The organism is Rhodococcus sp. PAE-6, from assembly GCF_025290685.1.
Lineage (GTDB): Bacteria > Actinomycetota > Actinomycetes > Mycobacteriales > Mycobacteriaceae > Rhodococcus > Rhodococcus pyridinivorans.
Genome location: NZ_JAOCLZ010000002.1, coordinates 163,308 through 188,774, shown reverse-complemented (window position 1 = coordinate 188,774; position 25,467 = coordinate 163,308). Strand labels below are relative to the sequence as shown.

At 67.6% G+C, this 25,467-nt stretch carries 23 protein-coding genes and 1 pseudogene; 7 read left to right on the top strand and 17 right to left on the bottom strand.

Going from position 1 to position 25,467, the window contains the following annotated elements:
• Window positions 1-121 precede the first annotated feature (121 nt).
• Window positions 122-922 (bottom strand): alpha/beta fold hydrolase, encoded by an 801-nt coding sequence (locus NVV99_RS05410; RefSeq protein ID WP_016692418.1) that lies wholly within the window; start codon window positions 920-922, stop codon window positions 122-124.
• Window positions 923-1,117: 195 nt separating this feature from the next.
• On the opposite strand from NVV99_RS05410, the gene NVV99_RS05405 reads away from it, so the two are divergent.
• Both NVV99_RS05405 and NVV99_RS05400 read left to right on the top strand, forming a co-directional pair.
• Window positions 1,118-1,327, top strand: a complete 210-nt coding sequence (locus NVV99_RS05405) for a hypothetical protein (RefSeq protein ID WP_016692417.1) — start codon at window positions 1,118-1,120, stop codon at window positions 1,325-1,327.
• Between the two features lie 85 nt (window positions 1,328-1,412).
• The gene (locus tag NVV99_RS05400; RefSeq protein WP_024102961.1) at window positions 1,413-2,924 is read left to right on the top strand and encodes a trehalose-6-phosphate synthase; all 1,512 of its coding nucleotides are present in this window, start codon (window positions 1,413-1,415) and stop codon (window positions 2,922-2,924) included.
• A 10-nt stretch (window positions 2,925-2,934) separates the two neighbouring features.
• Here the strand turns inward: NVV99_RS05400 and NVV99_RS05395 are convergent, their stop codons facing one another.
• The 12 genes from NVV99_RS05395 to NVV99_RS05340 all read right to left on the bottom strand — a co-directional run bounded on the left by NVV99_RS05395 (window position 2,935) and on the right by NVV99_RS05340 (window position 14,631).
• On the bottom strand, window positions 2,935-3,564 hold the full coding sequence (locus NVV99_RS05395; protein WP_041803547.1) for a hypothetical protein: 630 nt from the start codon (window positions 3,562-3,564) through the stop codon (window positions 2,935-2,937).
• Window positions 3,561-4,073, bottom strand: a complete 513-nt coding sequence (locus NVV99_RS05390) for a hypothetical protein (RefSeq protein ID WP_006551890.1) — start codon at window positions 4,071-4,073, stop codon at window positions 3,561-3,563. Before NVV99_RS05390 ends, NVV99_RS05395 begins: the two co-directional genes overlap by 4 nt.
• Window positions 4,073-5,485, bottom strand: coding sequence for an MCE family protein (locus NVV99_RS05385; protein ID WP_024102959.1), 1,413 nt, complete (start codon window positions 5,483-5,485; stop codon window positions 4,073-4,075). Before NVV99_RS05385 ends, NVV99_RS05390 begins: the two co-directional genes overlap by 1 nt.
• Entirely contained in the window at window positions 5,482-6,699 is a 1,218-nt protein-coding gene (locus tag NVV99_RS05380) for an MCE family protein (protein ID WP_024102958.1), read from the bottom strand. The genes NVV99_RS05385 and NVV99_RS05380 overlap by 4 nt, the downstream gene beginning before the upstream one ends.
• Window positions 6,696-8,024 (bottom strand): MCE family protein, encoded by a 1,329-nt coding sequence (locus NVV99_RS05375; RefSeq protein ID WP_024102957.1) that lies wholly within the window; start codon window positions 8,022-8,024, stop codon window positions 6,696-6,698. The genes NVV99_RS05380 and NVV99_RS05375 overlap by 4 nt, the downstream gene beginning before the upstream one ends.
• Window positions 8,021-9,079, bottom strand: a complete 1,059-nt coding sequence (locus NVV99_RS05370) for an MCE family protein (RefSeq protein ID WP_019290089.1) — start codon at window positions 9,077-9,079, stop codon at window positions 8,021-8,023. Before NVV99_RS05370 ends, NVV99_RS05375 begins: the two co-directional genes overlap by 4 nt.
• A complete protein-coding gene (locus NVV99_RS05365) occupies window positions 9,076-10,095 on the bottom strand; it encodes an MCE family protein (RefSeq protein ID WP_024102956.1) in 1,020 nt (339 codons plus the stop codon). The genes NVV99_RS05370 and NVV99_RS05365 overlap by 4 nt, the downstream gene beginning before the upstream one ends.
• A 2-nt stretch (window positions 10,096-10,097) precedes the next feature.
• A complete protein-coding gene (locus tag NVV99_RS05360; protein WP_006551896.1) occupies window positions 10,098-11,276 on the bottom strand; it encodes an MCE family protein in 1,179 nt (392 codons plus the stop codon).
• A gap of 10 nt (window positions 11,277-11,286) precedes the next feature.
• The gene (locus NVV99_RS05355; RefSeq protein WP_024102955.1) at window positions 11,287-12,135 is read right to left on the bottom strand and encodes an ABC transporter permease; all 849 of its coding nucleotides are present in this window, start codon (window positions 12,133-12,135) and stop codon (window positions 11,287-11,289) included.
• A 16-nt stretch (window positions 12,136-12,151) separates the two neighbouring features.
• Complete coding sequence (locus NVV99_RS05350) at window positions 12,152-12,916, bottom strand: ABC transporter permease (protein WP_006551898.1); 765 nt, start codon at window positions 12,914-12,916, stop codon at window positions 12,152-12,154.
• A gap of 469 nt (window positions 12,917-13,385) precedes the next feature.
• Window positions 13,386-14,312, bottom strand: a complete 927-nt coding sequence (locus tag NVV99_RS05345; protein WP_024102954.1) for a 3-oxoacyl-ACP reductase — start codon at window positions 14,310-14,312, stop codon at window positions 13,386-13,388.
• Between the two features lie 133 nt (window positions 14,313-14,445).
• Window positions 14,446-14,631: a ferredoxin gene (locus tag NVV99_RS05340; protein ID WP_006551900.1), complete on the bottom strand. Its 186-nt coding sequence runs from the start codon at window positions 14,629-14,631 to the stop codon at window positions 14,446-14,448.
• A 132-nt stretch (window positions 14,632-14,763) separates the two neighbouring features.
• On the opposite strand from NVV99_RS05340, the gene NVV99_RS05335 reads away from it, so the two are divergent.
• The 4 genes from NVV99_RS05335 (at window position 14,764) to NVV99_RS05320 (ending at window position 19,358) form a co-directional block, all read left to right on the top strand.
• Window positions 14,764-15,948 carry an acyl-CoA dehydrogenase family protein gene (locus NVV99_RS05335; protein WP_024102953.1) on the top strand — a complete coding sequence of 395 codons (1,185 nt, stop codon included), beginning with the start codon at window positions 14,764-14,766 and terminating at the stop codon, window positions 15,946-15,948.
• A 15-nt stretch (window positions 15,949-15,963) separates the two neighbouring features.
• Entirely contained in the window at window positions 15,964-17,079 is a 1,116-nt protein-coding gene (locus NVV99_RS05330; RefSeq protein WP_024102952.1) for an acyl-CoA dehydrogenase family protein, read from the top strand.
• A gap of 4 nt (window positions 17,080-17,083) precedes the next feature.
• Window positions 17,084-18,718 carry a long-chain-fatty-acid--CoA ligase gene (locus NVV99_RS05325; protein WP_260782764.1) on the top strand — a complete coding sequence of 545 codons (1,635 nt, stop codon included), beginning with the start codon at window positions 17,084-17,086 and terminating at the stop codon, window positions 18,716-18,718.
• A 118-nt stretch (window positions 18,719-18,836) separates the two neighbouring features.
• Window positions 18,837-19,358: a DUF3253 domain-containing protein gene (locus tag NVV99_RS05320; RefSeq protein ID WP_260782763.1), complete on the top strand. Its 522-nt coding sequence runs from the start codon at window positions 18,837-18,839 to the stop codon at window positions 19,356-19,358.
• A gap of 16 nt (window positions 19,359-19,374) precedes the next feature.
• On the opposite strand, the pseudogene NVV99_RS05315 reads toward NVV99_RS05320, so the two are convergent.
• The 4 genes and pseudogenes from NVV99_RS05315 to NVV99_RS05300 all read right to left on the bottom strand — a co-directional run.
• Window positions 19,375-20,115 (bottom strand): annotated as a pseudogene (locus NVV99_RS05315) (nitronate monooxygenase); the annotation flags it as partial.
• Window positions 20,116-20,208: 93 nt separating this feature from the next.
• The gene (locus tag NVV99_RS05310) at window positions 20,209-21,429 is read right to left on the bottom strand and encodes a CaiB/BaiF CoA-transferase family protein (RefSeq protein ID WP_024102948.1); all 1,221 of its coding nucleotides are present in this window, start codon (window positions 21,427-21,429) and stop codon (window positions 20,209-20,211) included.
• Window positions 21,430-21,705: 276 nt separating this feature from the next.
• On the bottom strand, window positions 21,706-22,818 hold the full coding sequence (locus tag NVV99_RS05305) for a nitronate monooxygenase family protein (protein WP_024102947.1): 1,113 nt from the start codon (window positions 22,816-22,818) through the stop codon (window positions 21,706-21,708).
• 8 nt (window positions 22,819-22,826) lie between these two features.
• Window positions 22,827-24,494, bottom strand: coding sequence for an acyl-CoA synthetase (locus NVV99_RS05300; RefSeq protein WP_024102946.1), 1,668 nt, complete (start codon window positions 24,492-24,494; stop codon window positions 22,827-22,829).
• A gap of 81 nt (window positions 24,495-24,575) precedes the next feature.
• On the opposite strand from NVV99_RS05300, the gene NVV99_RS05295 reads away from it, so the two are divergent.
• On the top strand, window positions 24,576-25,439 hold the full coding sequence (locus NVV99_RS05295) for a crotonase/enoyl-CoA hydratase family protein (protein WP_024102945.1): 864 nt from the start codon (window positions 24,576-24,578) through the stop codon (window positions 25,437-25,439).
• Window positions 25,440-25,467 lie beyond the last annotated feature (28 nt).

Here is a 25,467-nt window from a genome sequence, read left to right as displayed (position 1 = left end):
CGGGACGTCCCGATCTCCCGGATCACAGGGACCTTCGTCGCATTTCGACGACGGCGGGCGCGGTGGATCGTCGCCGATCCCACCGCGCCCGCCTGCCGATTTCCCGTGTGAAGGGACTCCTCTAGGAAGCCAGGAAGTCCACCAGGATCTTGTTGACCGCCTCGGGCCGCTCGAGATAGCCGTAGTGCCCCGCGTCCGGGATCTCCTCGTAGCGCGCACCCGGAATGGCGTCCGCCACCTCGCGCGACAGATAGGCCGGGATCATCCGGTCGTCGGCGAATCCGACGGCCAGGCACGGCACGGTGATGCCGCGGTAGGCCGCGCGCCGATCGAACTCCCGGTCCATGCCGAGCTGCGCGCGCACGCCCGCCGACACCTTTCCGCCGCTGAACTCGAAGACGTCGAGCCAGTCGCGGGCGGTGTGCTCGTCGGCCAGCGAGGCCGGCGACAGATTCATCACGGCCGTGACGGCGGCCTGGTACTTCGGCGGCAGTTCGACGCCGCTGTCGTAGAGCTGCCGCTCGCCCTCGGTGAGCGTCAGCTGGAACTGGTCCATGCGGGCGTGACCGGCCAGGAAAACGGCCTTGCGGACGAGTTCGGGACGGGCGAGCGTCAGCTCCTGCGCGACACGCGCACCCATCGACGTGCCGATCACGTAGGCGGGGCCGCCGAGCAGTTCGATCAGGCCGGCGGTGTCCTTCACCAGGTCGTCGATGGTCATGCCGCCGAGGCTCTCGCCCGACGGTGCGATGCCGCGGTTGTCGAAGGTGGCGACCCGGTAGCCGGCCTTGACGAGCGCGGGCACCTGGTGCAGATCCCACACGCGCCCCGGACTACCCGTTCCCATGATGAGGACGACGAGATCGCCCGTTCCCTTGACCTGGTAGTTCAGCGGGATGCCGTTCACGGTGGCAATGGGCATGAATACCTTCCTCGACGAGAGCGCGGTTGTGCGCCGCGGGTCGGCGCTGTGACGTCGTGCGCCGGAAACACACACGGTGTACCTACTGCACGACCGTCCTACGGTACCGCGATGTAGACGTGCAGGACCGTGCCAGGACCGCCCTCGGAAGGCGGGTGGCGGCGAGCTGTCCGATTCTCCTAGAGTCGAAGGACGATGCGTGCTCGCACAGAGCAGCGACCCCGGGAGGACATCATGGCCGCGGACCCGACCACCGCGAACGACATCGCCGACGAGGATCTCGAACCCGTCGCCGACGAAACCGCACGACAGGCGCAGCGAGTCGTCGCTGCCTACGCAGAGAACGCGGACGAGTGCCGCATGCTGCTGTCGATGCTCGGCATCGGTCCCAGCGACAAGCACTGACGAGCTCGACACCCATCCCGGTGCCGATGTCGGCACCCACACTGCCGGGCCGGCGACGGCACCGGCTCCGAAAGAGGACCACAACGTGACAGCAGGCGAAGCGGACGCAGCGGGGAACCACGACTCGCACGCCGGGTCGGACTTCGTGGTCGTCGCCAATCGCCTGCCGGTCGACCTCGAACGGCTTCGCGACGGCACCGCCCGCTGGAAGCGCAGTCCGGGCGGGCTCGTCACCGCACTCGAGCCGATCCTGCGTTCGAACAACGGCGCCTGGGTCGGCTGGGCCGGCGTGGCCGACGCCGAGTCAGGCGTCATCGTCGAGGACGGGCTGACCCTGCACTCGGTGCGGTTGAGCACCGAGGACATCGCCGAATACTACGAGGGGTTCTCCAACGCCACGCTGTGGCCGCTCTACCACGACGTGATCGTGCGTCCGGAGTACCGGCGCGAATGGTGGAACTCCTACGTCGAGATCAACCGCCGCTTCGCCGAGGAGACCGCGAAGGCCGCCTCGGAGGGCGCGATCGTCTGGATCCAGGACTACCAGCTGCAGCTGGTGCCGAAGATGCTGCGGATGCTCCGTCCCGATCTGACGATCGGCTTCTTCCTGCACATCCCGTTCCCGCCGATCGAGCTGTTCATGCAGTTGCCGTGGCGCACCGAGATCGTGGAGGGTCTCCTCGGCGCCGACCTCATCGGCTTCCATCTTCCCGGGGGTGCCCAGAACTTCCTGTATCTCGCCCGACGTCTGGCAGGTGCCCAGACCTCACGCGGCAACATCGGCATCCGGTCCAAGCTCGGCGTGGTCCAGGTCGGCTTCCGCTCGGTGCGCGTCGGCGCTTTCCCCATCTCCATCGAATCGGGCCGGCTCGACCAGCAGTCGCGGAGCAAGGCCATCCGCGATCGCGCCAAGGCGTTGCGCAAGGAACTCGGCAACCCGAAGACGATTCTGCTCGGCGTCGATCGCCTCGACTACACCAAGGGCATCGACGTGCGGCTCGATGCGGTGCACGAACTTCTCGCCGAGGGTCGCATGGACCCGAAGGACACCGTGATGGTGCAGCTCGCGACCCCGAGCCGGGAGCGCGTCGATTCCTACGTCCACATGCGCGGCGAGATCGAGCGGACAGTCAGTCGCATCAACGGTGAGTACGCCGAGGTGGGGCGTCCGGTGGTGCACTACATCCACCGCCCGGTCCCCCGCGACGAGCTCATCGCGTTCTTCGTCGCGGCCGACGTCATGCTGGTAACCCCCTTGCGCGACGGCATGAACCTCGTCGCCAAGGAGTACATCGCGTGCCGCAGCGATCTCGGCGGCGCGTTGGTGCTCAGCGAGTTCACCGGTGCCGCAGCCGAACTGAGGCAGTCGTTCCAGTGCAATCCGCACGACCTCGAGGACGTCAAGGACAAGATCCAGGCCGCGATCGAGGTGCCGCGCGAGGATGGCCGCAAGAGGATGCGTGCGCTGCGCCGTCAGGTGCTCACGCACGATGTGGATCGCTGGGCCCGTTCGTTCCTCGACACCCTCGCCAACACCGGCGCCGCCGGACGCGCGCTGATCGCGCCGGGTGAGGCCGGCGAACCCGACCCCACCTGACGGCTCTCTTCTAGATCGGGGTCAACCGGCGGACGAGCCAACGCCCGTCCTGCTTTTCGAGTTCGACGCGCACCCGACTGCCGCTGCTCACCGCTTCGGGGTTCTCCGAACTCGTCGTGATCTGGTTGAGGAACAGCAGGGTCACAGCGTTGTCGGCGTCGGCGGAGACCACCGACGACGCCTGCACGCTCACCTGCACGCTGATCGCTTTCTCCTTGGCGCCCGGCGCGATGATGTTCTTCATCAGATTCGTGTACTCGTCGCGGAAGTCGCCGGTGAGACCCTCCGCGGCGGCGTCGGTCTGCGCGTCCACCTGGTCGTGGGTGTAGGCGAGCATCGCGACCGCCTGTTCCTCCGCAGCGACCCTTGCCTCCGTCCGTGCCGTCTCGGCGGCGGACTGCTGGACGGTGCCGTAGGCGAGCCATCCCACCAGGACCGCGAAAACCACTGCCACGAAAGACAATCCGATCGCGATGTGTGGCAGGTACGAGGCCTTCGGATCCGAAATCGCGTCCGGGACGGAGGTGTCGGCGGCCGAGGTCTCGGCGGCGGTGGATCCGTCCTTCTCTGCGGTCCCACCGGCCACAGTGTCGTCGGTCGTCTTGTCGAGCGTCACGCGATCGTCCTTCTCGTCGGTCACGGCACGAACTCCACCTTCGACGCCAGCAATCTGCCGTTCTCGTCGCAGATCGTCACCCGCAGACGGAAGTCGCGTGCTTCGGGTTCGGTCTGGTCGGCGTTGCTCACCATCGCGCGGGAGGCGACGAGCGACGACGCGCACGTGCCGTCCTCGTTCTGGATCCCCGCTTCGAGGACCTCACCGGTGGTGTCGACGCCGGCCTGTTGCACGACCTCCACGAAAGGCCCTTCGCGGCCCTCGAACTCGGCCTTGAAATCACCCGTCGCGCCTTCGAGCAGACGTGCGACGTCGGCGTCGGCGGTATCGGCGTTGATGGTGGTCAGGTTGAGCACCGTCTGCCGCGCGGCCTGCAGGTACGCCTCCCGCTTCTCGTCGCGTTCGTTCGCGGACTGCCTGTCGACGATGAGCCAGGCACCGGCCGCGACGAGCGCGATGACCAGTACGGACGCGATGATCGCGACCGGCTTGGCCCATGCCGGCTTCGTCTTCTTGTCGATCTCGTCTGCCATCAGCCCTGCTGCGCCTTCATGTAACTCTCCAAGCTCCGATCTCCACCGAGATCGGCGTGCGTGTACACGGTGCCGTCGGGACCAATGTACGTCCCGGTCTGCGGATCGATCCGTCGCGCCGCGACCCCGGCGGGAGCCGTGTCGCCGCGCTCACCGTAGGAAGCGGGTGTGGGTGCGACGTTCTCCGAGGCCACCGGTGTCGGCGGTCCGGTCCACGGATTGTCCGAATAGGTAGGGCTGTACCCGGTGCGGCACGTGGCGGGCGTCGGTGCGCGACGGCCCGGGTACTCCATGCACGGTACGTTCCGGGCGCCGCGGACCGCGTTCGGATAGTCCTGTGGCAGTTGACAGAAGATGTCGCCGGGTGTGTCGACCACGGAGGTATCGGCCGGACTGCGCCACTGCTCCGGCGGCACGAAGCCTGCCAGGCACGGCGGCGGATCGTTGACCTGCAGGTGGAAGTCCACCACGGCACCGTCCTCGGGCGGGCCGGCGCCGGCCGCGGTGATCAGGGCCGTCGTCATCGGCGGGTACAGCACCAGGATCTGCTCGATGCCGGCGTTGTAGACCACACCCACCTCGCCGACGCTCACCAGATTCGCAAGCAGCAACGGCAGGGTCGGTTTCAGTTCCTGCAACAGGGATTCGGTTTCGGCAGCGGCACCCGGTCCGACGTCGAGCAGGGCTCGCAGGTCGGGGTCGCTCTCGCGCAGGCGGTCGGTGAAGGTGACCATGTCGCGTGTCCACGACCGGATCGCATCGCTCGTGACCACCTGCGTGTCGAGCAGCGGACCGATCTGGTCGATCAACTGCCGTGTCTCGGCACTGTTCGCCGAGGCCTCCTGCACGAACAGGCGCGTCGAGTCGATCAGTTCCTGCAGTTCGGGTCCGGAGCCGTTGAACGCGTCGAACGCCTCGTCCACCACGGTCTGCAGCCGGGTGTCGCTGATCGAGGCGAGCAACACGTCGGCCTGGTCGAGCAGGGCACCGACCTCCTGCGGCACGCTCGTGCGGTCGATCGGGATCACGTCGCCGTCGGCCAGGCGTTCGCCGCCCGAACCGTCGGCTCGGGGAACGAGATCGACGTACTGTTCGCCGACAGCCGAGACGCTGCGCACCGCCGCGTCCACATCGGCGGGAATCTTCGCGTCGCTGTCGATGGACAGCAACGCCTCGACCCCTGTCGGCGACAGGGCGACGCTCCGCACGGTGCCGACGGTGTTTCCGCGATAGGTGACGTTCGAGTGCGGATACAGACCGCCGGTCGACTGCAGTTCGACGACGATCTCGTACCGTCCGATCCCGAACAGCGCCGGCAACTTCACGTACATCAGCGACATCACGACGAGTCCGACGACCGTGAGGATCGCGAAGATCGTGAGCTGGATGCGGACGAACCGCGTGAGCATCATGGTGCGGGCACCCCCAGGGGCAGGCCGGGAATGGTGATCTCACCGATGCCGGGGATCGTCAGTTTCCCTTCGGGACCGGGAGGCGGCGGCGGGGGTGGTTCGAGCGGTGCGCGGAACGGGTCCGTCGCCTGTGCGGCGAGTCCCGCGTCGCGGCCGAGGATGCCTTCCGGGCCGGCGAGGCGTCCCGCGAGCGGCGTCCCGGACAGGAAGTTCAGGTCGAGGCGGTCGAGGGTGAGGTCGATCGTCATCGCGAGGTTCGCGTAGTCGCCGCGGATGATGTTGTTGATGCCCGCCTGCGGGAAGGGATAGGTGAGCAGCACACCGAGCACCTCGGTCAGGGCACTGCCCGAATCGGCCAGGGCCTTCAACGTCGGCGCGAGCCCTTCGAGATTCGCCTTCAGATCGTCGTTCGAGGTCTCGACGATCCGGCTCGCCACGGTGCTCAGTTCACCGAGCGAACTCATCGCGGCGGTGAGGTTCGAACGCTGATCCGAGAGCACCTCCAGCGCGGGTGGCAACTCCTCGAGGGCGCGGACGAGTGTCGCGTTCTGGTCGTCGACGGTCGCGGCCAGCCGGTCCATGCCCTCCAGCGCCGCGATGATGTCGCCGCGCTGCGTGTCGAGGGTGGACACCAGTTCGTCCAGGCGCGGGAGCAGATTCCGGATCGAGTCCTCCCGGCCGACGAGCGCCGCGTTCAGTTCGGTGGTGATGTCGTTGATCTGCGCGAGTCCACCACCGTTGAGCACCACCGACAGCGACGAGAGTGTCTGTTCGGTGGTCGGATACGCACCGGCGCGTTCGAGCGGGATGACGTCGCCGTCCTCGAGCCGGCCCTGCGGGGGTTCGCCGACGGGCGGGATCAGTTCGAGGTGTTGCGACCCGAGCAGACTCGTCTGCCCGATCCGGGCGAGCGAGTTGGCCGGAACGATCACGCCTTCGTCGAGCGAAACCGTCACGAGCGCGTGCCAGCCGTCGAGTTCGATCCCCGAGATCGACCCCACAGTGACGTCGTCGACCCGCACGGGCGAGTTCTGGGTCAGGGTCGTCACGTTGGGCATCTCGATCTGCACCTCGTAGGCGCCCTCCCCGCGGCCGGCGCTGCCGGGCATGGGAATCGAGTTGAGTCCGTCCCACTCGCAGGCGGTGAGCGTCGTGCTCACCGCGACCGCGGTGGCCGCGACGCCCAGGCGGCGGAACATCGAGCGGCCGGTCATCGCACTCCTCCCGGCTGCAGCAGAGAACCCAGATCCTGCGGGACCTGCAGCGACGGCAGGCCACCGAGGATCCCGTCGACCGGCGACGCGGTCTCCGAGGACGACGGCTCGGGCGCGGTGCCACGACCTGCCGACGCCTCCTCGAGCCAGGTTTCGGTGTAGACGATGTCGTCGGGGAAGGCCTGCACACCGGCGAGCGGATTGACCAGCAGCGGAAGGTAGTTGGCGTTGATGGACGACAGCACCGGGCCGAGTTGCTGGCGGCACAGTTCCTCGCTGCGCTCGGAGGTCGCGTTCGCGGCGGCCGCGACCGACCCGCACATCCACTCGACGGGGTTGGCGAGGTTGTTGATCGCGAGCGCGCCCGTGAGCGACCCCTGCGCCGGCTTGTAGATGTTGTAGAAGTTCGCGAGGGAGGTCGGGCCGGAGTGCAGCACCCGCTCGATCTCGGGACGTTTGCGGACCAGCACTTCGGTCGCATCGGCCAGCCGCTCCACCGATTCGGTGAGCCCGGCCCGGTTGCCCTGCACGAACCGCTGTACGTCGCCGACGGCGATGTTCAACTCGGACAAGGAGGCACCGAGCTGGTCGGAGCTCTGCGCGAGCACGTCCGAGACCGACGCGAGACGACCGCCGAACTGCACGATCTGTTCGTTGCTCGACGAGAGGACCGACACGAAGGTCTGCAGGTTGCGGATCGTCGAGAACAGATCGGTGCGCCCCTCCGAGAGCGTGCGCATCGTGTCCGACAACTCCCGAAGGGCCTCGCGCACGGTCTGCCCGTTGCCCTCGAGATTCTCGGCTGCGGTGTCGATGAACCGGCCGAGAGATCCCTGCGGATCGAGTTCCTCTGGACCGAGCGCTTCGGACAATCGCATCAGTTCGGTCTTGATCTGGTCCCACTCCACGGGAGAGGCCGTGCGCTGCATCGGGATCGTCGCGCCGTCCTCGATCGTCGGGCCACCCGAGTACACAGGGGTGAGCTGGACGAAGCGCGCCGAGACGAGACTCTGCGCGATGACGACGGCACTCGCATCGGACGGGATCTCGACGCCGTCGTCGACCTTCATCGTCACCTGTACGAGGTCGTCGCGGGGTTCGATGTCGCTGATGCGCCCCACCGAGACGCCGAGCACCCGCACGTCGTCGCCCTCGTACAGGCCGCTGGTGGACGCGAATTCGGCGTGGATCGTGCGTTTACCGAGGTCCGGCAGGACGAACACGGCGAGGGCGCCGAGCACGAGCACGACGACGGCACCGATGATCACCGGCACCAGCAGGGGTGGGCGACGGCGGGCGGTCGTCGGGGCGGTATCGGTACTCATTCGCCGTCCCTCTTGATAGTCGGGGGCCCGTCCGGGATCACGTCCTGGAGATCCTCGGGGAGAAGATCGGGCGCGACCTGGCTGTCCACGATGGCCTTCCACCACGGCGCCGGCAGGATGTTGGACACGTAGGCGTTGAAGAACGGTCCGCTGGCGACGGATTCCCCGAGGGCGCTGATGTACGGGCCCAGGCCGTCGAGCGCCCCGGCGATGTTCTCCTTGTTCGCCTGCAGGTTGGCCGTCACGAGGTTGAGCTTCTCGAGTGTCGGTGCCATCTGCGCCTGGTTGTCCTGCACGAGCCCGGTGAGCTGACGCGAGACGGAGGAGATGTTCGCGATCAGTTCGGTGATGGCGTCGCGGCGCAGGCTCAGTTCGCCGAACAGAGCGTTCGCGTCGACGATGAGCGCGTTGACCTGGTCGCTGCGCTCGGCCAGGATGCCCGTCACGCTCTCGGCACGCTCGAGCAGTTGGTGCAACGACTCGTCGCGGGCGTTGATCGACTGCGACAGGCGGGTCATCCCCTCCAGGGCGCCCTGGATCTCGGGCGGGGTGTTCTCGAGGGTCTGCGACAGCGCGTCGAGCGAGTCGTTGATGCGATCGGTGTCGAGTTCGGAGACGGTCGTCGTGAGATCGCCGAGTGCGTCGGTCAGTGAGTACGGCGAATTGGTGTGCTCGATACCGATGATCGAGTTCGGGCGCATCACACCGTCGCCACCGGGGCGCAGCGCCAGCGACTTCCGGCCGAGCACGGTGTTGGTCTTGATGTCGGCTCCGGTGGTGTCGCCGAGCCCGATACCGTCCCGGATGCGGAAACTCACCAGCACGGCCTGACCGTCGAGGCGCACCTCGGTGACGTCGCCGACGTTCACCCCGGCGAGCATGACGTCGTCGCCGGGCACCAGACCGCCGGCGTCCTGGAAGCGCGCCGAGTAGCTCAGGCCCCCGGAGAGGAAGTGCAGCTGGTCGTACTGCAGACCGGCGAGAACGATCGCGGCGGACACGGCCAGGCCGATGATGCCCGTCCGGATGTAGTTGGGGTCACGGGGTGCACTCATTCGACCTTCGCACACCTTCCCGTGTCGTGGTTCGCCGTGGTGTACCGGATCGTGGTGCCGTCCGGTCCGGAGAACTTGAAAGTATTGGCACAGAGGAAGAATTGGAAGAAGTTTCCGTATGCACCCACGCGGATGAGTTTCTTGTAGTCGGAGGGCAGGCGTTCGAGCGTGCGGTTGATGTCATCCTTGCCGAGGTCGAGCTGGGTCATGGTGCGGTTCGTCTCGGCGATGACCGTCTGCAAGTCGGGCCGGTTGTTCTGCAACAGCGCGGCGAGATCCGCGGTGCCGGAGGCGATCGGCGGGATCGACGCGCCGATGGGATCACGATCGGCGGACAGCCCGCCCACCAGGGTGTGCAGCTGTTCGATCGTGTTCTCGAACTCGCGGTCGTGATCGTCGATCGTGCCGAGGACGGCGTTGAGGTTGTCGATGACGTCGCCGATCAGCTGGTCGCGGTCGGCGAGTGAGTTGGTGAACGAGTTGGTGTTCCCCAGCAGCGACACGAGCGTGTCGCCCTGCCCCTGGAAGACCTGCAACAGAGCTCCGGAGAGGTCGTTGACCTGCTGCGCGTCGAGGCCCTGCAACAGCGGCTTGAACCCGCCGAGGAGCAGGTCGAGATCGAGGGCGGGTTCGGTCTGCTCGATCGGGATGTTGCCACCGGCGGGCAGGACGTCGACGCTGCCGGCACCTTCGAGCAGTTCGAGATACCGGTCGCCGACGAGGTTCTCGTATCGCACGGTGGCGCGGGTGCCGGTGAACAGCGTGTGTTTCGCGTCCACGTCGAACTCGATCTCGGCGGTGTTGTCGCGGCCGATGTCGACCTTCTTCACCGAACCGACCTGCACCCCGGCGATGCGGACCTTGTCGCCGGCACCGAGACCGGAGACGTCCGTGAAGGTGGCCCGGTAGTTCTCGGTGCCGGTGAACCGCGCCTGGCTGAACACGACGGCCAGCCCGGCGAAGATCAACGTCATCGTGACGGCGAAGATCAGGAACTTGACGGTGGTCGCTCTCATGGTCACCGCCCGCCCGCGAGATGGTCGCCGAACAGGTACTGGAAGATCGTCGGGTAGCGGATCCAGGCTTCCGTTGCGGGCTTGTAGGGCGTTTCGCCGGTGTTCGACACGACGAACGGCGCGTGACCGTCGCGGCGCGGGTCGAAGTTCGGCAGGCCCCAGCAGTTCGGTCCGCCGGTCGCGCCGACCACGGGCAGATCCTGGGCGTCGTTGTACGGCGTCGCGCCACCCATGAAGCTGGTGCTCAGCATCAGCGCGGCGTACTCTCCGGTGCCGGCCATCGGTTCGAACGCCACCCGGGCGTCGTTGAGACCGACGATGAAGCAGGTCAATTGCGGCGAGTACTCACCGAGCAGGCCGGTGGTGCGGCTCAGGCTGTCGAGTGCGGTGGTCAACTGTGTTTCGTTCTCCCCCAGGACGTCCCGTCCGGTGTTCGCGAGACCGGTGAGGTTCATCAGTAGCAGATCGAGTTGCTGTTGTTCGTCGACGACGGTGTTGCCGACGTCGGTGGCGTTGCCGATCGTGGTCATGAGGTCGGGGGCCGTGTCGGCGTAGACGTCGGTCACCTGCGCAGCCGAGACGAGGTCGGCCTGCAGTTGCGGCAGCGACGGATTCATCTCGGCGAGATACGCATCGGCCTCGGCCAGGGCGGCACCGAGGGCGTCGCCGCGTCCGTTGAGCGCTTCCGACAGCGCGCCGAGGGTGGCGTTGAGCTTCTCGGGCTGGATCTGGGCGAGCACGTCGGACAGGTGCTCGAAGACCGTGTTGAACTCGACGGTGACGTTGTCGGCCGCGATTACGGCGCCTTCCTGCATCGGCACCGAGGACGGATCGTCGGGGACGACGATGTCGACGAACTTGGCACCGAAGACGGTGGTGGATTCGATCGCCACCCGTGCGTTCGACGGGATGAGCTGCATCTGCCCGGGCTGCATGTCGAGATGCAGGACCGCACCGGCCGGTGTGTGCTCGATCGACGCCACGCGGCCCACCTCGACGCCGCGCATCGTCACCTTGGCGTCGGGTTCCATCACCAGACCCGACCGGGGCGAGGTGACGGTGAGCGGGACCGTCGAGGTGAACCCACCGGCGAACATCGTCAGTGCCACCGCGACGATCGCGGCGAGGCCGCCCACGAGACCGAAGGCGGCGAACTTCTTCTTCCACGAAGGAGTGTCCATGTCGCGCGCCCTATCCCGACAGGTTGAAGTTGCCGGTCGCGCCGTAGACGGCGAGCGAGATGAGCAGGGTGACGGTGACGACCGCGACGAGCGAGGCCCGCACCGCGTTGCCGACCGCGACACCCACACCGACGGGGCCGCCACCTGCGGTGAAACCGTAGTAGGTGTGGATGAGCATCACGGCGATCGCCATCACGATGGCCTGGACGAACGACCACAGGATGTCGGTGGGTATCAGGAAGGTCGTGAAGTAGTGGTCGTACACGCCCGCCGACTGACCGTAGAGCACCACCGTCGCGAAGCGGCTCGCGACGAACGAGGCGATCACGGCGAGCGAGTACAGCGGGACGATCGCGATCATCCCGGCGAGCACGCGCGTGGACACCAGATACGGGATGGACGGGATCGCCATGGTCTCGAGCGCGTCGATCTCCTCGGAGACACGCATGGCGCCGAGCTGGGCGGTGGAGCCGGCGCCGATGGTGGCCGCCAGCCCGATGCCGGCGATCGTCGGGGCCGCGATACGCACGTTGATGAAGGCCGCGAAGAAGCCGGTGAGCGCTTCGACACCGATGTTGCCGAGGGAGCTGAAGCCCTGCACGGCGATGATGCCGCCGGTGAAGAGCGTCAGGAAGCCGACGATCACGACGGTGCCGCCGATGACGGCGAGTGCGCCGGTGCCCATGCTGATCTCGGCGACCAGACGCACCGTCTCCTTGGGGTAGTGCATCAGCGCCCGGGGGACCGTCGCGAGGGCGCGCCCGAAGAACAGCGCCTGCTCCCCCACCCGGTCCACGGTGGACGACGCACGTGTCATGCGCCGAACCGCACGGGGGAAGCGCCAGGACATCACTGCCATGAAATCTCCGCTCCCCTCATCCCGCGGTCAGCTTGATGCCGACGGCCGTGACGAGGAGGTTGACCACGAACAGCGCCATGAACGCGAACACGACCGTCTGGTTGACGGCGTCACCGACACTCTTCGCTCCACCTTTGACATTGAGACCGAGATAGGACGCGACCAGCCCCGCGATCATGCCGAACAGCCCCGCCTTGACCTGGGAGATCATCAGTTCTCCGAAGCCGGTGAGCAGGGTGATGCCGTTGATGAACGCGCCGGGGTTGACGTCCTGGAGGAAGACCGAGAAGGCGAACCCGCCGAGGATGCCGATCGTGCACACGAGACCGTTGAGCAGTAGGGCAACGACGGTGGACGCGAGCACCCGGGGCACGACGAGACGCTGGATCGGATCGATGCCGAGCACACGCATCGCGTCGATCTCCTCGCGGATGGTGCGCGCCGCGAGATCGGCGCAGATCGCGGTGGCGCCGGCACCGGCGACGATGAGCACCGTGACCATGGGACCCACCTGCGTCACCGCGCCGAGGGCCGCACCCGCTCCGCTGAGGTCGGCCGCGCCGATCTCCCGGAGCAGGATGTTGAGGGTGAAGCTCACCAGAACCGTGAACGGCACCGCGACGAGCACGGTGGGCACGAGCGAGACGCGTGCGACGAACCATGCCTGGTCGATGAACTCGCGCCGTTGGAAGGGGCGACGGAAGGCCGCCCGGGCGGTCTCGCCGGTCATGGCGAACAGTCCGCCGACGGCCCGTAAGGGAACCTCGAGGAGGTCTACCATCGTGTACCCCCTTCGATCCTCACGTCGTCGGCGCGCGGCCGATCGATGGCGTGTGCTGTGACCCGGGTCATATTAACTAGAACGTGTTCACCTGTCAAAGATCCGTCGAGGGGCATCTCGATCCATTTCCGTCCGAACGGACACACGGGCATCGACCGACGCGCATCGACACGCTCATAAGTGGTTTTACCCTGGGGTTTCGGTGAGATTCTCGACGCCGGGCCCGAGCTCGATCACCTCGACACGAGAGGCCGTCACGGCCCGATCGGGTCATCGCAGGAGGGGAAAAAATTAGAACACGTACCAGGCCAAAACACGGGGCCGGGCGAGAGCCGGAGGAACGGCCCGAGTGGGCGTGACGCTACCGGAACCCCGGTGTCCGTTACCCGTAGTTGCAGGATCCCGGCCCGGAGACGAAGACACGGCATCCCCTGCTGTCCCCGAATGGGAACAGCAGGGGATGCCGGAACTACAGATCGAGAGCCGCCGAGGCCGAGAATGTCCGGCCCGGATCACGATCGGCGAAGTAACCGCCGAGCTCGTCGGCGAGCGCTGCGGGGGTCCACTGCCCGTCGGCGTCGAAACGCTGCTCGACGACCGGCGCGGCCATCAGGGCCACCATGGGTCCGTAGACGATGAAGACCTGCCCGTTGACGCGATCGGCCGCCGGGGAGGCGAGATAGGCGACCAGATTCGCGACGTGGTCGGGCGAGAGCGGATCGATGCCGTCGTCCGGCGCACCACCGAAGACCGCCTCGGTCATCGACGTCCGCGCTCGCGGGCAGATCACGTTGGCGCGGACACCGTACCGCTCGAGACCACGGGCGGCCGAGAGGGTGAGCGCGGTGATGCCGGCTTTGGCGGCACCGTAGTTGGGTTGCCCGGGCGGCCCGAGCAGACCGGCCTCCGAGGACGTGTTGACCAGACGCCCGTAGACGGGGCCACCCTCCTGCTTCGACCGGTCGCGCCAGTAGGCCGCGGCATTGCGGGACAACAGGAAGTGACCACGCAGGTGCACGGCGACCACCGAATCCCACTCGTCGTCGGACATGTTGGGCAGCATCCGATCCCGCGTGATGCCTGCATTGTTGACGACGATGTCGAGACCACCGAACTTGCCGTGCGCCGCGGCGAGCATCGCATCGGCCGTCTCACGCTCGGCGACGCTGCCGGGCACGAACTCCGCCTCGGCACCGAGATCGCGGATCCGCGCGAGGGTGTCCTCCACCGCGTCGTTCTCCACGAGATCGTTGACCACCACCGATGCTCCGGCCCGCGCGAGCGCGAGCGCCTCGGCACGTCCGAGTCCCGCTCCGGCTCCCGTGACGACGGCGACCCGCCCTTCGAGAGACACCCGATCGTCGTTCTCCGCGCCACCGTTGGCGTCCGCACTCATCCACGTACTCCTCGAGATTCGGGCCGATTGCCGGCCGCACGCCGGTACTCTCCCCACCAGGACCCGGGGGCACCGAGAATGTAGAACTTGTTATCTTTCCTGACAAGGGTCGGTGCCGGTCACCGTCCGACGCTCATGCCTCGGCGAGGGCCGCACGCGGGCACTGGGCGACGGCCTCGCGGACGACGTCCTCGCTACCCTCGGGTACGGGATGCGTGACGATCAGCTCGTCGTCGTCGTTGAGATCGAAGACGTCGGGCGCCAGCCCGACACACACGCCGTTCGCTTCACAGCGGTCGAAGTCGACCTTGACATCCATTCCGGGACCTCGCTTCACATTCGCGCCGACCGATCGAGTCCAGACTAGAACGCGTTCCAATTCTGTGCAATGATTCGCGATGATCCCACAGAGACGATTCGCGGGGACACGCAGCGACGAAACGGAGCGTTCGTGGACATCTCCTACACCCCCGGGCAACAAGCCCTCCGCGAGGAATTGCGGGCCTATTTCGCACAGATCATGACACCCGAGCGCCGCGAGGCGCTCGCGGCCACGACCGGGGAGTACGGCTCCGGCAACGTGTACCGCGAGGTCGTGCAGCAGATGGGCAAGGACGGTTGGCTCACGCTCGGGTGGCCCGAGGAGTACGGCGGTCAGAACCGTTCCGCGATGGACCAATTGATCTTCACCGACGAGGCGGCCATCGCCGGCGCGCCCGTCCCGTTCCTCACCATCGATTCGGTCGCGCCGACGATCATGCACTACGGCACGGACGAGCAGAAGGAGTTCTTCCTCCCCCGCATCTCCGCGGGAGAACTGCACTTCTCGATCGGCTATTCCGAACCCGGCGCCGGCACCGACCTCGCCTCCCTGCGCACCACCGCGGTGCGCGACGGCGACGAGTGGGTCATCAACGGGCAGAAGATGTGGACGAGCCTGATCGCCTACGCCGACTACGTCTGGCTCGCCGCGCGCACCAACCCGGATGTCAAGAAGCACAAGGGGATCAGCGTCTTCATCGTGCCGACCGACACTCCCGGCTTCTCGTACACCCCCGTGCACACCATGGCCGGCCCCGACACGAGCGCCACCTATTACCAGGACGTGCGCGTCCCGGCGTCCGCGCTCGTCGGCGAGGTCGACGGCGGCTGGGCGCTCATTACCAACCAGCTCAACCACGAGCGGGTCGCGCTCACCTCCGCCGGCCCCGTGCGCACCGCGCTGACCGAGGTCCGGCGCTGGGCGCAGGAGACGCATCTGCCCGACGGGCGGCGGGTGATCGACCAGGAATGGGTGCAGATCAACCTGGCACGCGTCCATGCCAAGGCCGAATACCTGCAGCTGATGAACTGGGACATCGCCTCGAGCGCCGGAACGACCCCGCTCGGCCCGGAGGCCGCCTCGGCCAACAAGGTGTTCGGAACCGAATTCGCGACCGAGGCCTACCGGTTGCTCATGGAGGTCCTCGGCCCCGCTGCGACGGTACGGCAGAACTCGGCCGGCGCGTTGCTCCGCGGCCGGATCGAACGCATGCACCGCAGCTCCCTCATCCTCACCTTCGGGGGCGGCACCAACGAGGTACAGCGCGACATCATCGCGATGACCGCTCTCGGCCAGCCGCCCGCCAAGCGTTAGAAAAGGACGCGCACCGTGGACTTCACCCTTACCGAGGCCCAGCAGGATCTCGCAGAACTGACCCGCAGCATCGTCGCGGACATCGTCACCAACGAACACCTGCGCACACTCGACGCCTCCGAGGACCGCATCGACCGCACCCTGTGGGACACGCTCGCATCGTCGGGCGTGCTCGGCGCCGCTCTTCCCGAGTCGCTTGGCGGAGAGGGGTACGGCCCACTCGAGCAGGCGAGCATCCTGCGCGAACTCGGCCGCGGCGTCGCCGCCGTCCCCTACATCGGCTCGATCGCCGCGTGCGCGTCGGCGATCGCGGAGTTCGGCACCGCCGAGCAGCAGGCCGAGTGGGGGCGTCCCGCGGCGACCGGTGAGCAGATCCTCTCCGCAGCCCTTGCCGAGGAACTGAATCCCGATCCCACGACCCCGGCGACCCGGGCGCAGGCCACGGGCGACGGGCACGTGCTCGACGGCGTGAAGATCGTCGTCGACGCGGCGCCGGTCGCCGACGGTTTCCTCGTCCCGGCCACCGTAAGCGACTCGGTGGCGGTCTTCCTCGTGCGACCCGACGATCCGGGTGTCTCGATCACCCGGCAGCAGACCACCGACTTCGACAGTCGCGGCATCGTCACCCTCGAGCAGGTCCCGCTCCCGGCCGACCGTGTTCTCGGCACCGACGGCGTCGCCGTGGCGACGTGGTTGCGCGACCGCAGCCTGCTCGGCTCCGCCGCCTACCAGTGCGGCGTCCTCGAACAGGCCCTCGAGCTCACCGCGCAGTACGCGCGCGAACGCGTCCAGTTCGACCGCCCGATCGGCAGCTTCCAGGCCGTCTCCCAGCGACTCGCCGACGCCTACATCGACGTCAAGGCGGTGCGACTGACGTTGTGGCAGGCCGCCTTCCGGATGGCCTCGGGTGAGCGTCACGACGACGCCCTGCGCACCGCGGCCTTCTGGGCGGCCGATGCGGGACACCGTGTCGCGCACACGACCGTGCACGTGCACGGCGGTGTCGGGCTCGACGAGGACCATCCGGTGCACCGCTACTTCCTCGCGGCCAAGCACCACGAGTTCCTGCTCGGCTCCGCCACCGACCAGTTGCGCGCGCTCGGACACGAACTCGCCGACGTCCCGGCCTGATCGCATGACCGCTCTCACCGTCACCGAACTGCTCGAACGACTCGCCGACGTCGACGATCGAGGCCTGCGCTTCGAGGAGACCGAACTGTCGTGGCGCGAACACGTCGCGCAGTCCCGGCGACACGCCACACTGTTACGCGACCTGCTCGACGGCCCGGCGCCGAAGCACATCGGGATCCTCATGGACAACGTCCCGGAGTTCTCGTTGCTGCTGGGCGCCGCGGCCTTCTCCGGTTCGGTGGTGGTGGGCCTGAACACGACCCGGCGCGGTGCGGCGCTCGCCCGCGACATCGCGCTCGCCGATTGCCGGGTCGTGTTCACCGAAGCCGCACATGCGTCCCTGCTCGACGGTGTGGATCTCGGCGACGTGCGGGTGATCGACGTCGACTCGCCCGAGTGGACGGCGATGCTCGCCCCCTTCGCCGACACGGTCGGGGAGACTGCCTCGCCCTCCCCCGACGACCTGTTCATGCTGATCTTCACGTCGGGCACGAGCGGCGACCCGAAGGCCGTGCGGTGCACGCACCGCAAGTTCACCGATCCCGCGACGATGCTCGCCACGCGGTTCGGTCTCGGCCCCGACGACACCGTGTACGTGTCGATGCCCCTGTTCCATTCCAACGCGATGATCGCCGGCTGGGCGATCGGGCTCGCGGCGCGCGGCAGCATCGCTCTGCGTCGACGGTTCTCGGCGTCGGGTTTCCTTCCCGACGTCCGCCGCTACGGGGTGACCTTCGCGAACTACGTCGGCAAGCCGCTGTCGTATGTCGTGGCGACTCCCGAGCAGCCCGACGACCACGACAACCCGCTGCGCATCGTGTACGGCAACGAGGCGTCGGCCGCCGACGTCGCCGAGTTCACGCGGCGCTTCGGCGCACGGGTGGTCGACGGATTCGGCTCGACCGAGGGCGGCATCGCGATCGCGTCGGCACCCGACGCCCCGGCCGGCGCCCTCGGCCGGCTTCCCGAGGGCATCGAGATCCTCGATCCCGAGACGGGGCGACGCTGCCCTCCGGCGGTGTTCGACGCGAACGGCAGGATCACCAACGCCGACGCCGCGACGGGCGAGCTCGTCAACGTGCGCGGTGCCGGTCTGTTCGACGGCTACTACAACAACCCCGAGGCCGACGCCGAACGCCTCCGCGACGGGCGCTATCACAGCGGCGACCTCGCCTACCGGGACGAGAACGGCTTCGTCTACTTCGCCGGACGCAGCTCGGGCTGGCTCCGGGTGGACGGGGAGAATCTCGGTGCGGCACCCATCGAGCGCATCCTGATGCGGTACGAGGGTTTCGCTCAGGTCGCGGTGTACGGGGTGCCCGACCGCAACGTCGGCGACCGGGTGATGGCCGCGGTGATCCCTGCGGCGGGCTCCGACTTCGATCCGGTCGCGTTCGCGCGTTTCCTCGATGCGCAGACCGATCTCGGCCCCAAGCAGATGCCCGGTCTGATCCGTGTCTGCAGCGAGTTCCCCCGCACCGCGACCTTCAAGGTCGTGACCCGTTCTCTGGCCGCCGAACGCTGGTACTGCACCGATCCGGTCTGGATTCGGGAACGTGGCGATTCCGAATTCCGGCTGTTGTCGGACGAACTGGCGCAGCTTCTCGAACCGGCCTCCCTCGGCACTTCTGCGCGATAGCGTCGTCGCCCCTCGGCCGACGCGCCCCCGCGCGTACAGTTGTGCCGCGGCGGTGGTTGTTCGGCGACAAGTCCGGAAGGACTTCCGTCGCCGTCGAGTCGAGTGACGGGCGGGACCGATGGACACCGACGGGTCATCCGGAGGGGCGGAGCGCACGCCGGACGGCAGATATGTGGTGGTGAACGGGCGGCGCTGGCGTGGCACCGATCCCACGATTCCTGAACCGTTGCAGAAGCAACTCGTGGCGGAGTTGATGCGCGCTCGGCGTCTCGTGAAGAGCGACGGCGACTCCGCACGGCACCGCGTCCAGGACGCGAAGGTCGCGCTCGGTGAACGCGGGCATCCGTGGTGGGAACCACGCGACGAGCAGACTGATCGTGAACGGCTGGCGGCCACGATCTGCGCGCTGCTCCGGGAACGGAATCCGTCCACCATCTGTCCCAGCGACGCCGCGCGGGTCGCGGGTGGCGACTCGTGGCGCGACCTCATGGACGCCGCACGCTCGGTGGCCGCCGAACTCGAACGTAGCGGCCACGTGGTGATCACGCAGAAGGGCGAGCCGGTGGACATGGAGACGGCACGAGGCCCGATCCGGATTGCACCCGGACCGAACCTCGAGCACCCTCGTCCCTCCCGGTGAGACGAATCCGAGCAGATCAGACGCTCGCGGCCTCGTTCAGCTTCTCCAGCGTGCCGGTCGCCTCGAGGTACTCCTGCACCCAGCGTTCGATGACCGCGGAGGTCTTGTCGACCTTCGTCAACTGCCCGACGACCTGACCGACGGGGTTGAACGCGACGTCGACCGACTCGTCGGGGTACTTGTGAGTGGCGGCGACGGCCATGCCGGAGACCATGTACTGCAACGGCATTTCGAGGGACTTCGGGTTGCCCTCCTGCTCCCACGCCTCAGTCCAGTCGTTGCGGAGCATGCGGCAGGGCTTGCCGGTGAACGAGCGGCTGCGGACGGTGTCGCGGCTGCTCGTCTTGATGTAGGCCTCCTGCTGCACCGGGGTGTTCTCGGCCTCCTCGACCATGAGCCACTGCGAACCGGTCCACGCACCCTGGGCGCCGAGCGCGAGCGCCGCGGCGATCTGCTGGCCGCTGCCGATATCTCCGGCCGCCAGCACCGGGACCGGCGCGACCTCCTTGACGACTTGCGGCCACAGCACGATCGAGCCGACCTCACCGCAGTGCCCGCCACCTTCGCCGCCCTGGGCGATGATGATGTCGACACCGGCGTCGGCGTGCTTGCGGGCCCGCTTCGGCGAACCGCACAGCGCCGCGACCTTGAGACCGGCTTTGTGGATGTGCTCGATCATGTCGGCCGGCGGGGTGCCGAGTGCGTTGGCGATGAGCGTGACCTTCGGATGCTGCAGCGCCACCTCCACCTGCGGGGTGACCTTGCGCGGAAGGCACGCAACAACGGACGAAGGCTCGCAACACCGGTAGTGACTGCCGACGTTGCGAGCCTTCGCCTCGCGTTGCGTACCTCAGATGATTCCGCGCTCACGCAGTTCCTTCTGCTCGATGTCGCTCAGTCCGAGGATCTCGCCGTAGACCGCCGCGTTGTCGTATCCCGCGACGGGCGGGCCGGCACGACGCACCGAACCCGGCGTCCCGGTGAGCGTCGGCACCACACCGGGGCCGAGTACGTCTGCGCCGGTGCGCTCGTCGTGATGCGGAACGATCATGTCCCGTGCCTGGAACTGCGGATCGGCGACGACCTCCGCGACGGTGTTCACCGGCCCGGACACCACACCCGACGACGACAGGTGCGCCAGCAGGTCGTCGAGCGTCCACGTCGCCGCCCACTCGCCGATGAGGGCGTCGAGCTCGTCCTGGTTCACGCCGCGCGCGAGGTGGTCGGCGAAGCGCGGGTCGTCGGCGAGCTCGGGGCGCTCCATCGCCGCGCACAGGCGACGGAAGACGGTGTCCTGGTTGGCGGCGATGACGATCCACATGTCGTCGGACGTCCGGTACAGGTTCGACGGGGCGATGCCCTCGAGCCGGGTGCCGGAAGGGCCGCGGACGACGCCTGCGACGTCGTAGTCGGGGATCACCGATTCCTGGATCGCGAGGCACGCCTCGGTGAGCGCCACGTCGACGACCTGCCCGCGTCCGGTCCGTTCGCGGCCGAGCAGCGCGGCGAGGATGCCCTGCACGGCGAACATCCCGGCGAGGGAGTCGCCCAGGGAGAGCGCGAGTCGCGGGGGCGCCTGCCCGGGATAGCCGTTCAGGTGCCGCAGACCGCTCTCAGCCTCGGCCACGGACGCGTAGCCGGCCTGCCCGGCCTTGGGACCGGTCTGCCCGTATCCGGAGACGCGAGCCAGCACGATGCCCGGATTGATCTCGGAGAGCAGGTCGTAGCCGAGCCCCCACTTCTCGAGCGTGCCGGGACGGAAGTTCTCGACCACCACGTCGGACTCGGCGACGAGACGCCGGAACAGTTCCTGCCCGTCGGGCGCCCGCAGATCGAGGGTGACGCAGCGCTTGTTGCGCGCGTGCACCGTCCAGAAGAAGCGATGCCCGTCCCGCTCGCCCTGCCCCCAGGTGCGGAGCGGGTCGGGCCGCTTCGGGTCCTCGATCTTGATGACGTCGGCGCCCATGTCGCCGAGCAGGCGTCCTGCATACGGCCCGGCGATCAGGGTGCCCAGTTCGAGCACCCTGATGTCCGCGAGCGCTCCGGTTGCCTGCGACTCGGCCTGTGTCACTGCGTCTTCCGTCCTCTGCTCGGTAACCGAGGTGAACGGCCTCCTCCTCGGTGAACGCTTCGAGTCCGCTGCGGTGCGGTTCACGACCGGTACCGCTCGCGTCACGTCCACCCCAGGGTAGTGCCGGGTCGGGCACACCTCAGCCGTCGACCCCCACCCGCGACCGCCGCTGCCCCCCCTGTCCGGCGACACCCCGGCCGACGCAGATCCCGGAAAGGGACGGTGCCCGGGGCGGATCACTCCACCCCGGGCACCTGCCACCCCACCACTGTGGTCCTATCGCGCCTCGTTCAGCCGATCGACGGCCTCGTCGTAGCCCCGCACGAGGTCGGCCATGATCTCCGCGACGGGACGGATCTCGTTCATCCGCCCCACCACCTGCCCGACCGGCATCGCGACGGCCTCGGGGTCATCGGCCGCCGACATGCGCTGATGCGCCTCGCTCACCAGGATGTTCTGTAGCGGCATCGGCAGCGGTTCGGGCGCACCGGGTTTCGACCACGCCTCCGTCCACTTGGTCTTGAGCAGACGCGCGGGCTTTCCCGAATAGATCCGCGACCGCACGGTGTCGGACGAGCTCGCTCCGAGCAACGCGCGCTGGATCGACGACGGACCGTGCGCGGCCGCCCCGAGCTTGTACTCCGAGGTGGTGAGCCAGTACGAACCCATCCACACACCGGAGGCGCCGAGGGCCAGCGCCGCCGCGACCTGCCGTCCCGATCCCACACCACCGGCGGCGAGCACTGCCGCGGAATCGCCGAGCGCATCGACGATTTCGGGCCACAGCACCATCGATGCGATCTCACCCGTGTGCCCGCCGGCCTCGTAGCCCTGCGCGATCACGATGTCGACACCGTTCTCGACGTGCCGCTTCGCGTGCTCGACCGCACCCGCGAGTGCCGCGACCGGCACTCCCTTCTCGTGCGCGAGGTCGATGACGTCCTTCGGCGGCGACCCCAGGGCGTTGGCGATCAGGGCGGGCCGGTGTGCGAGTGCCACGTCGACGTGCGAACGCGCGACCGAATGCAGCCAGCCCAGAACACCGCTCGCCTTGCCGACGTCGTCGGACAGCGGCGGCACACCGAGTTCTTCGAGCGTGCGGTTGACGAAGGCACGGTGTTCGGCGGGGATCAGTTTGTCGAGGTCCACCGCGGTGCCCTCGGTGGGCACCTTGGCGGGCATCACGATGTCGACGCCGTACGGTTTGCCGTCGGTGTTCTCGTCCATCCAGGTCAGGACGGCGTCGAGTTCCTCCGGGTCGTTGAACCGCACACACCCGAGGACACCGAGTCCACCCGCGCGGCTGATCGCCGCCGCGACGTGTTCGGAAGGCGTGAATCCGAAGATCGGATACTCGATACCGAACTTCTTGCTGAGGCCGGTCTGCATGCGTCCTTCTATCCCGTCGCCGCGGCGCCGTTGCCGTCGCCGTTGTTGTAGACCTCGTCGGCCGGACGCAATCCGGTCTGGTCCTTCGCCCACCGGTAGTCGGGCTTGCCGGCCGGCGACCGCTTGATCTCGTCGACGAACCACACCGCGCGCGGCACCTTGTACCCTGCGATCTTCGACCGTGCCGTCGTCATGAGTTCGTCGAGCGTCGTCTGCTCGCCCTCGCGCAGGGCGACGACGGCGCAGACCCGCTCGCCGAAGCGCTCGTCCGGCACACCGACCACCAGGGCGTCGAAGACCGCCGGGTGCTGCTTGAGTGCGCCCTCGACCTCTTCGGGGTAGACCTTCTCGCCGCCGCTGTTGATCGAGACCGAACCGCGGCCGAGCATTGTGACGGTGCCGTCACCCTCGACTCGCGCGTAGTCACCGGGGATCGAGTAGCGGATCCCGTTGTACTCGCGGAAGGTCGCCTTGGTCTTGGCTTCGTCCTTGTAGTAGCCGAGCGGGATGTTGCCGGTGCGCGCGACCATGCCGACCTTTCCGGAACCCGGTTCGATCGGGTTGCCGTCGTCGTCGAGGACGGTGGTCGACTCGTCGATCTTCACCGTGGGGCCGCCGCCGAGGGTCTTGCCCTTCTCGGCGATGCCGATGCCACCGAAGCCGGTCTCGGACGAGCCGATGGAGTCGGTGATGATCTTGCCGGGCAGCAGATCGAGGAAACGGTCCTTGATGGACGGGGAGAACAGGGCCGCACTCGATGCCATGGCGAACAGGGTCGAGAGGTCGTAGGGCTGACCGGTTGTCGGGTTGCCCTCCTCCAGTGCGTCGAGCATGGGGCGGGCCATGGCGTCGCCGGTGATGAAGATGACGTTGACCTTGTGGTCGTCGATGATGCGCCACACCTCGTGGCCCGAGAACTCGGGGTGCATGACGACCTTGCCGCCGCTGAACAACGACTGGAACAGCGCCCACTGGGCGCCACCGTGGATCATCGGCGGGATGGGATAGCGCACGAGACCGGGATTCTCGGCGCCCTCCTTCGCCAGCTGCCATTCGTCCTTGACCCATTCCCCGGTCATGAAGTTGATACCGCCGCCGAGGACGCGCCACACGTCCTCGTGACGCCACATCACGCCCTTGGGGTGACCGGTGGTGCCGCCGGTGTAGAGCATGTAGATGTCGTCGGCGCTGCGGTCTTCGAAGTCGCGTTCCGGGTTGCTCTGCGCCAGTGCCGCTTCGTATTCGATGCCGCTATAGGCCGAGAAGTCGGCGTCGGTGCCGTCCTCGACCACCACGGCGGTCTTCACCAGCGGAGTGTTCGGCAGGACGTTCGCGACCTTGTCGGAGTAGCGACGTTCGTGGACGAGCGCGACCATGTCGGAGTTGTCGAAGATGTACTGCAACTCGTTCTCGACATAGCGGTAGTTGACGTTGATCATGATCGCGCGGATCTTGAAGACCGCGATCATCGCCTCTACGGCCTCGATGGTGTTGCGCGAGTAGATGCCGACCTTGTCGCCCGGCTTCACACCTTGTTCGCGCAGGTAATGAGCAAGTCGGTTGGCTCGTTCCTCCAGCTGTGCGTAGGTGACCTCACGTCCGTCCGAGGCCAGCGCGACGCGCTCGGGAACGAGGTCGATTGCGTGTTCGACGAGGTCTGCGATGTTTAGGGCCACGCTGACAAAAGTAGAACGTGTTACCGTTTCTGACAAGACCTGAATATGATCCAGTTCACAATCCTGTGAGGAGTCCTGCCAGTGTCCGCTACCGAAGCCCCCGGCGCAGCCGATTCGGACATTTCGTCCCGCGAACCGCATTGCCTCGTCGAGCAACGCGGCCACGTTCTGATCGTCACGCTCAACCGCCCCGAGGCACGAAATGCGCTGTCCGGCGAAATGATGGCGATCATGAACGAGGCCTGGGATCGCGTCGACAACGATCCCGAGATCCGCGTCGCGATCCTCACCGGCGCCGGTGGAGCGTTCTGCGCGGGTGCCGATCTCAAGGCCATGAATGCAGCGCCTCCCGGAGACAAGTTCGAGCACGGCGAGCGGAGCGACGGGAAAGGCAACGACGGGGGCTGGGACCTGTCGCGTCTGCCGGCGTTACTGAAGGGCCGCCGCCTGACGAAACCGCTCATCGCGGCCGTCGAAGGCGCCGCGATCGCCGGCGGCACCGAGATCCTGCAGGGCACCGACATCCGCGTCGCCGGCGAGAGCGCGAAATTCGGCGTCTCCGAGGCGAAATGGGGACTGTTCCCGCTCGGCGGATCCGCCGTGCGCCTCGTCCGGCAGATCCCGTACACGATCGCCGCCGACATCCTGCTCACGGGCCGCCACATCAAGGCCGCCGAGGCCAAGGAGATCGGGCTCATCGGCTACGTCGTCCCCGACGGCACCGCACTCGACAAGGCCCTCGAGATCGCCGAGACGATCGCGAACAACGGCCCGGTCGCCGTGCAGGCCATCCTCCGGACCATCCGAGACTCGGAAGGTCTGCACGAGGAGGAAGCGTTCCGGATCGACGCCGAGCTCGGTGCCGCCGTCTTCAAGAGCGCTGACGCCAAGGAGGGGCCGCGGGCGTTCGCGGAGAAGCGTGCCCCGAAGTTCTCGGGTTCCTGACCTGCGCCACTGTGGAACGCACTCCCAC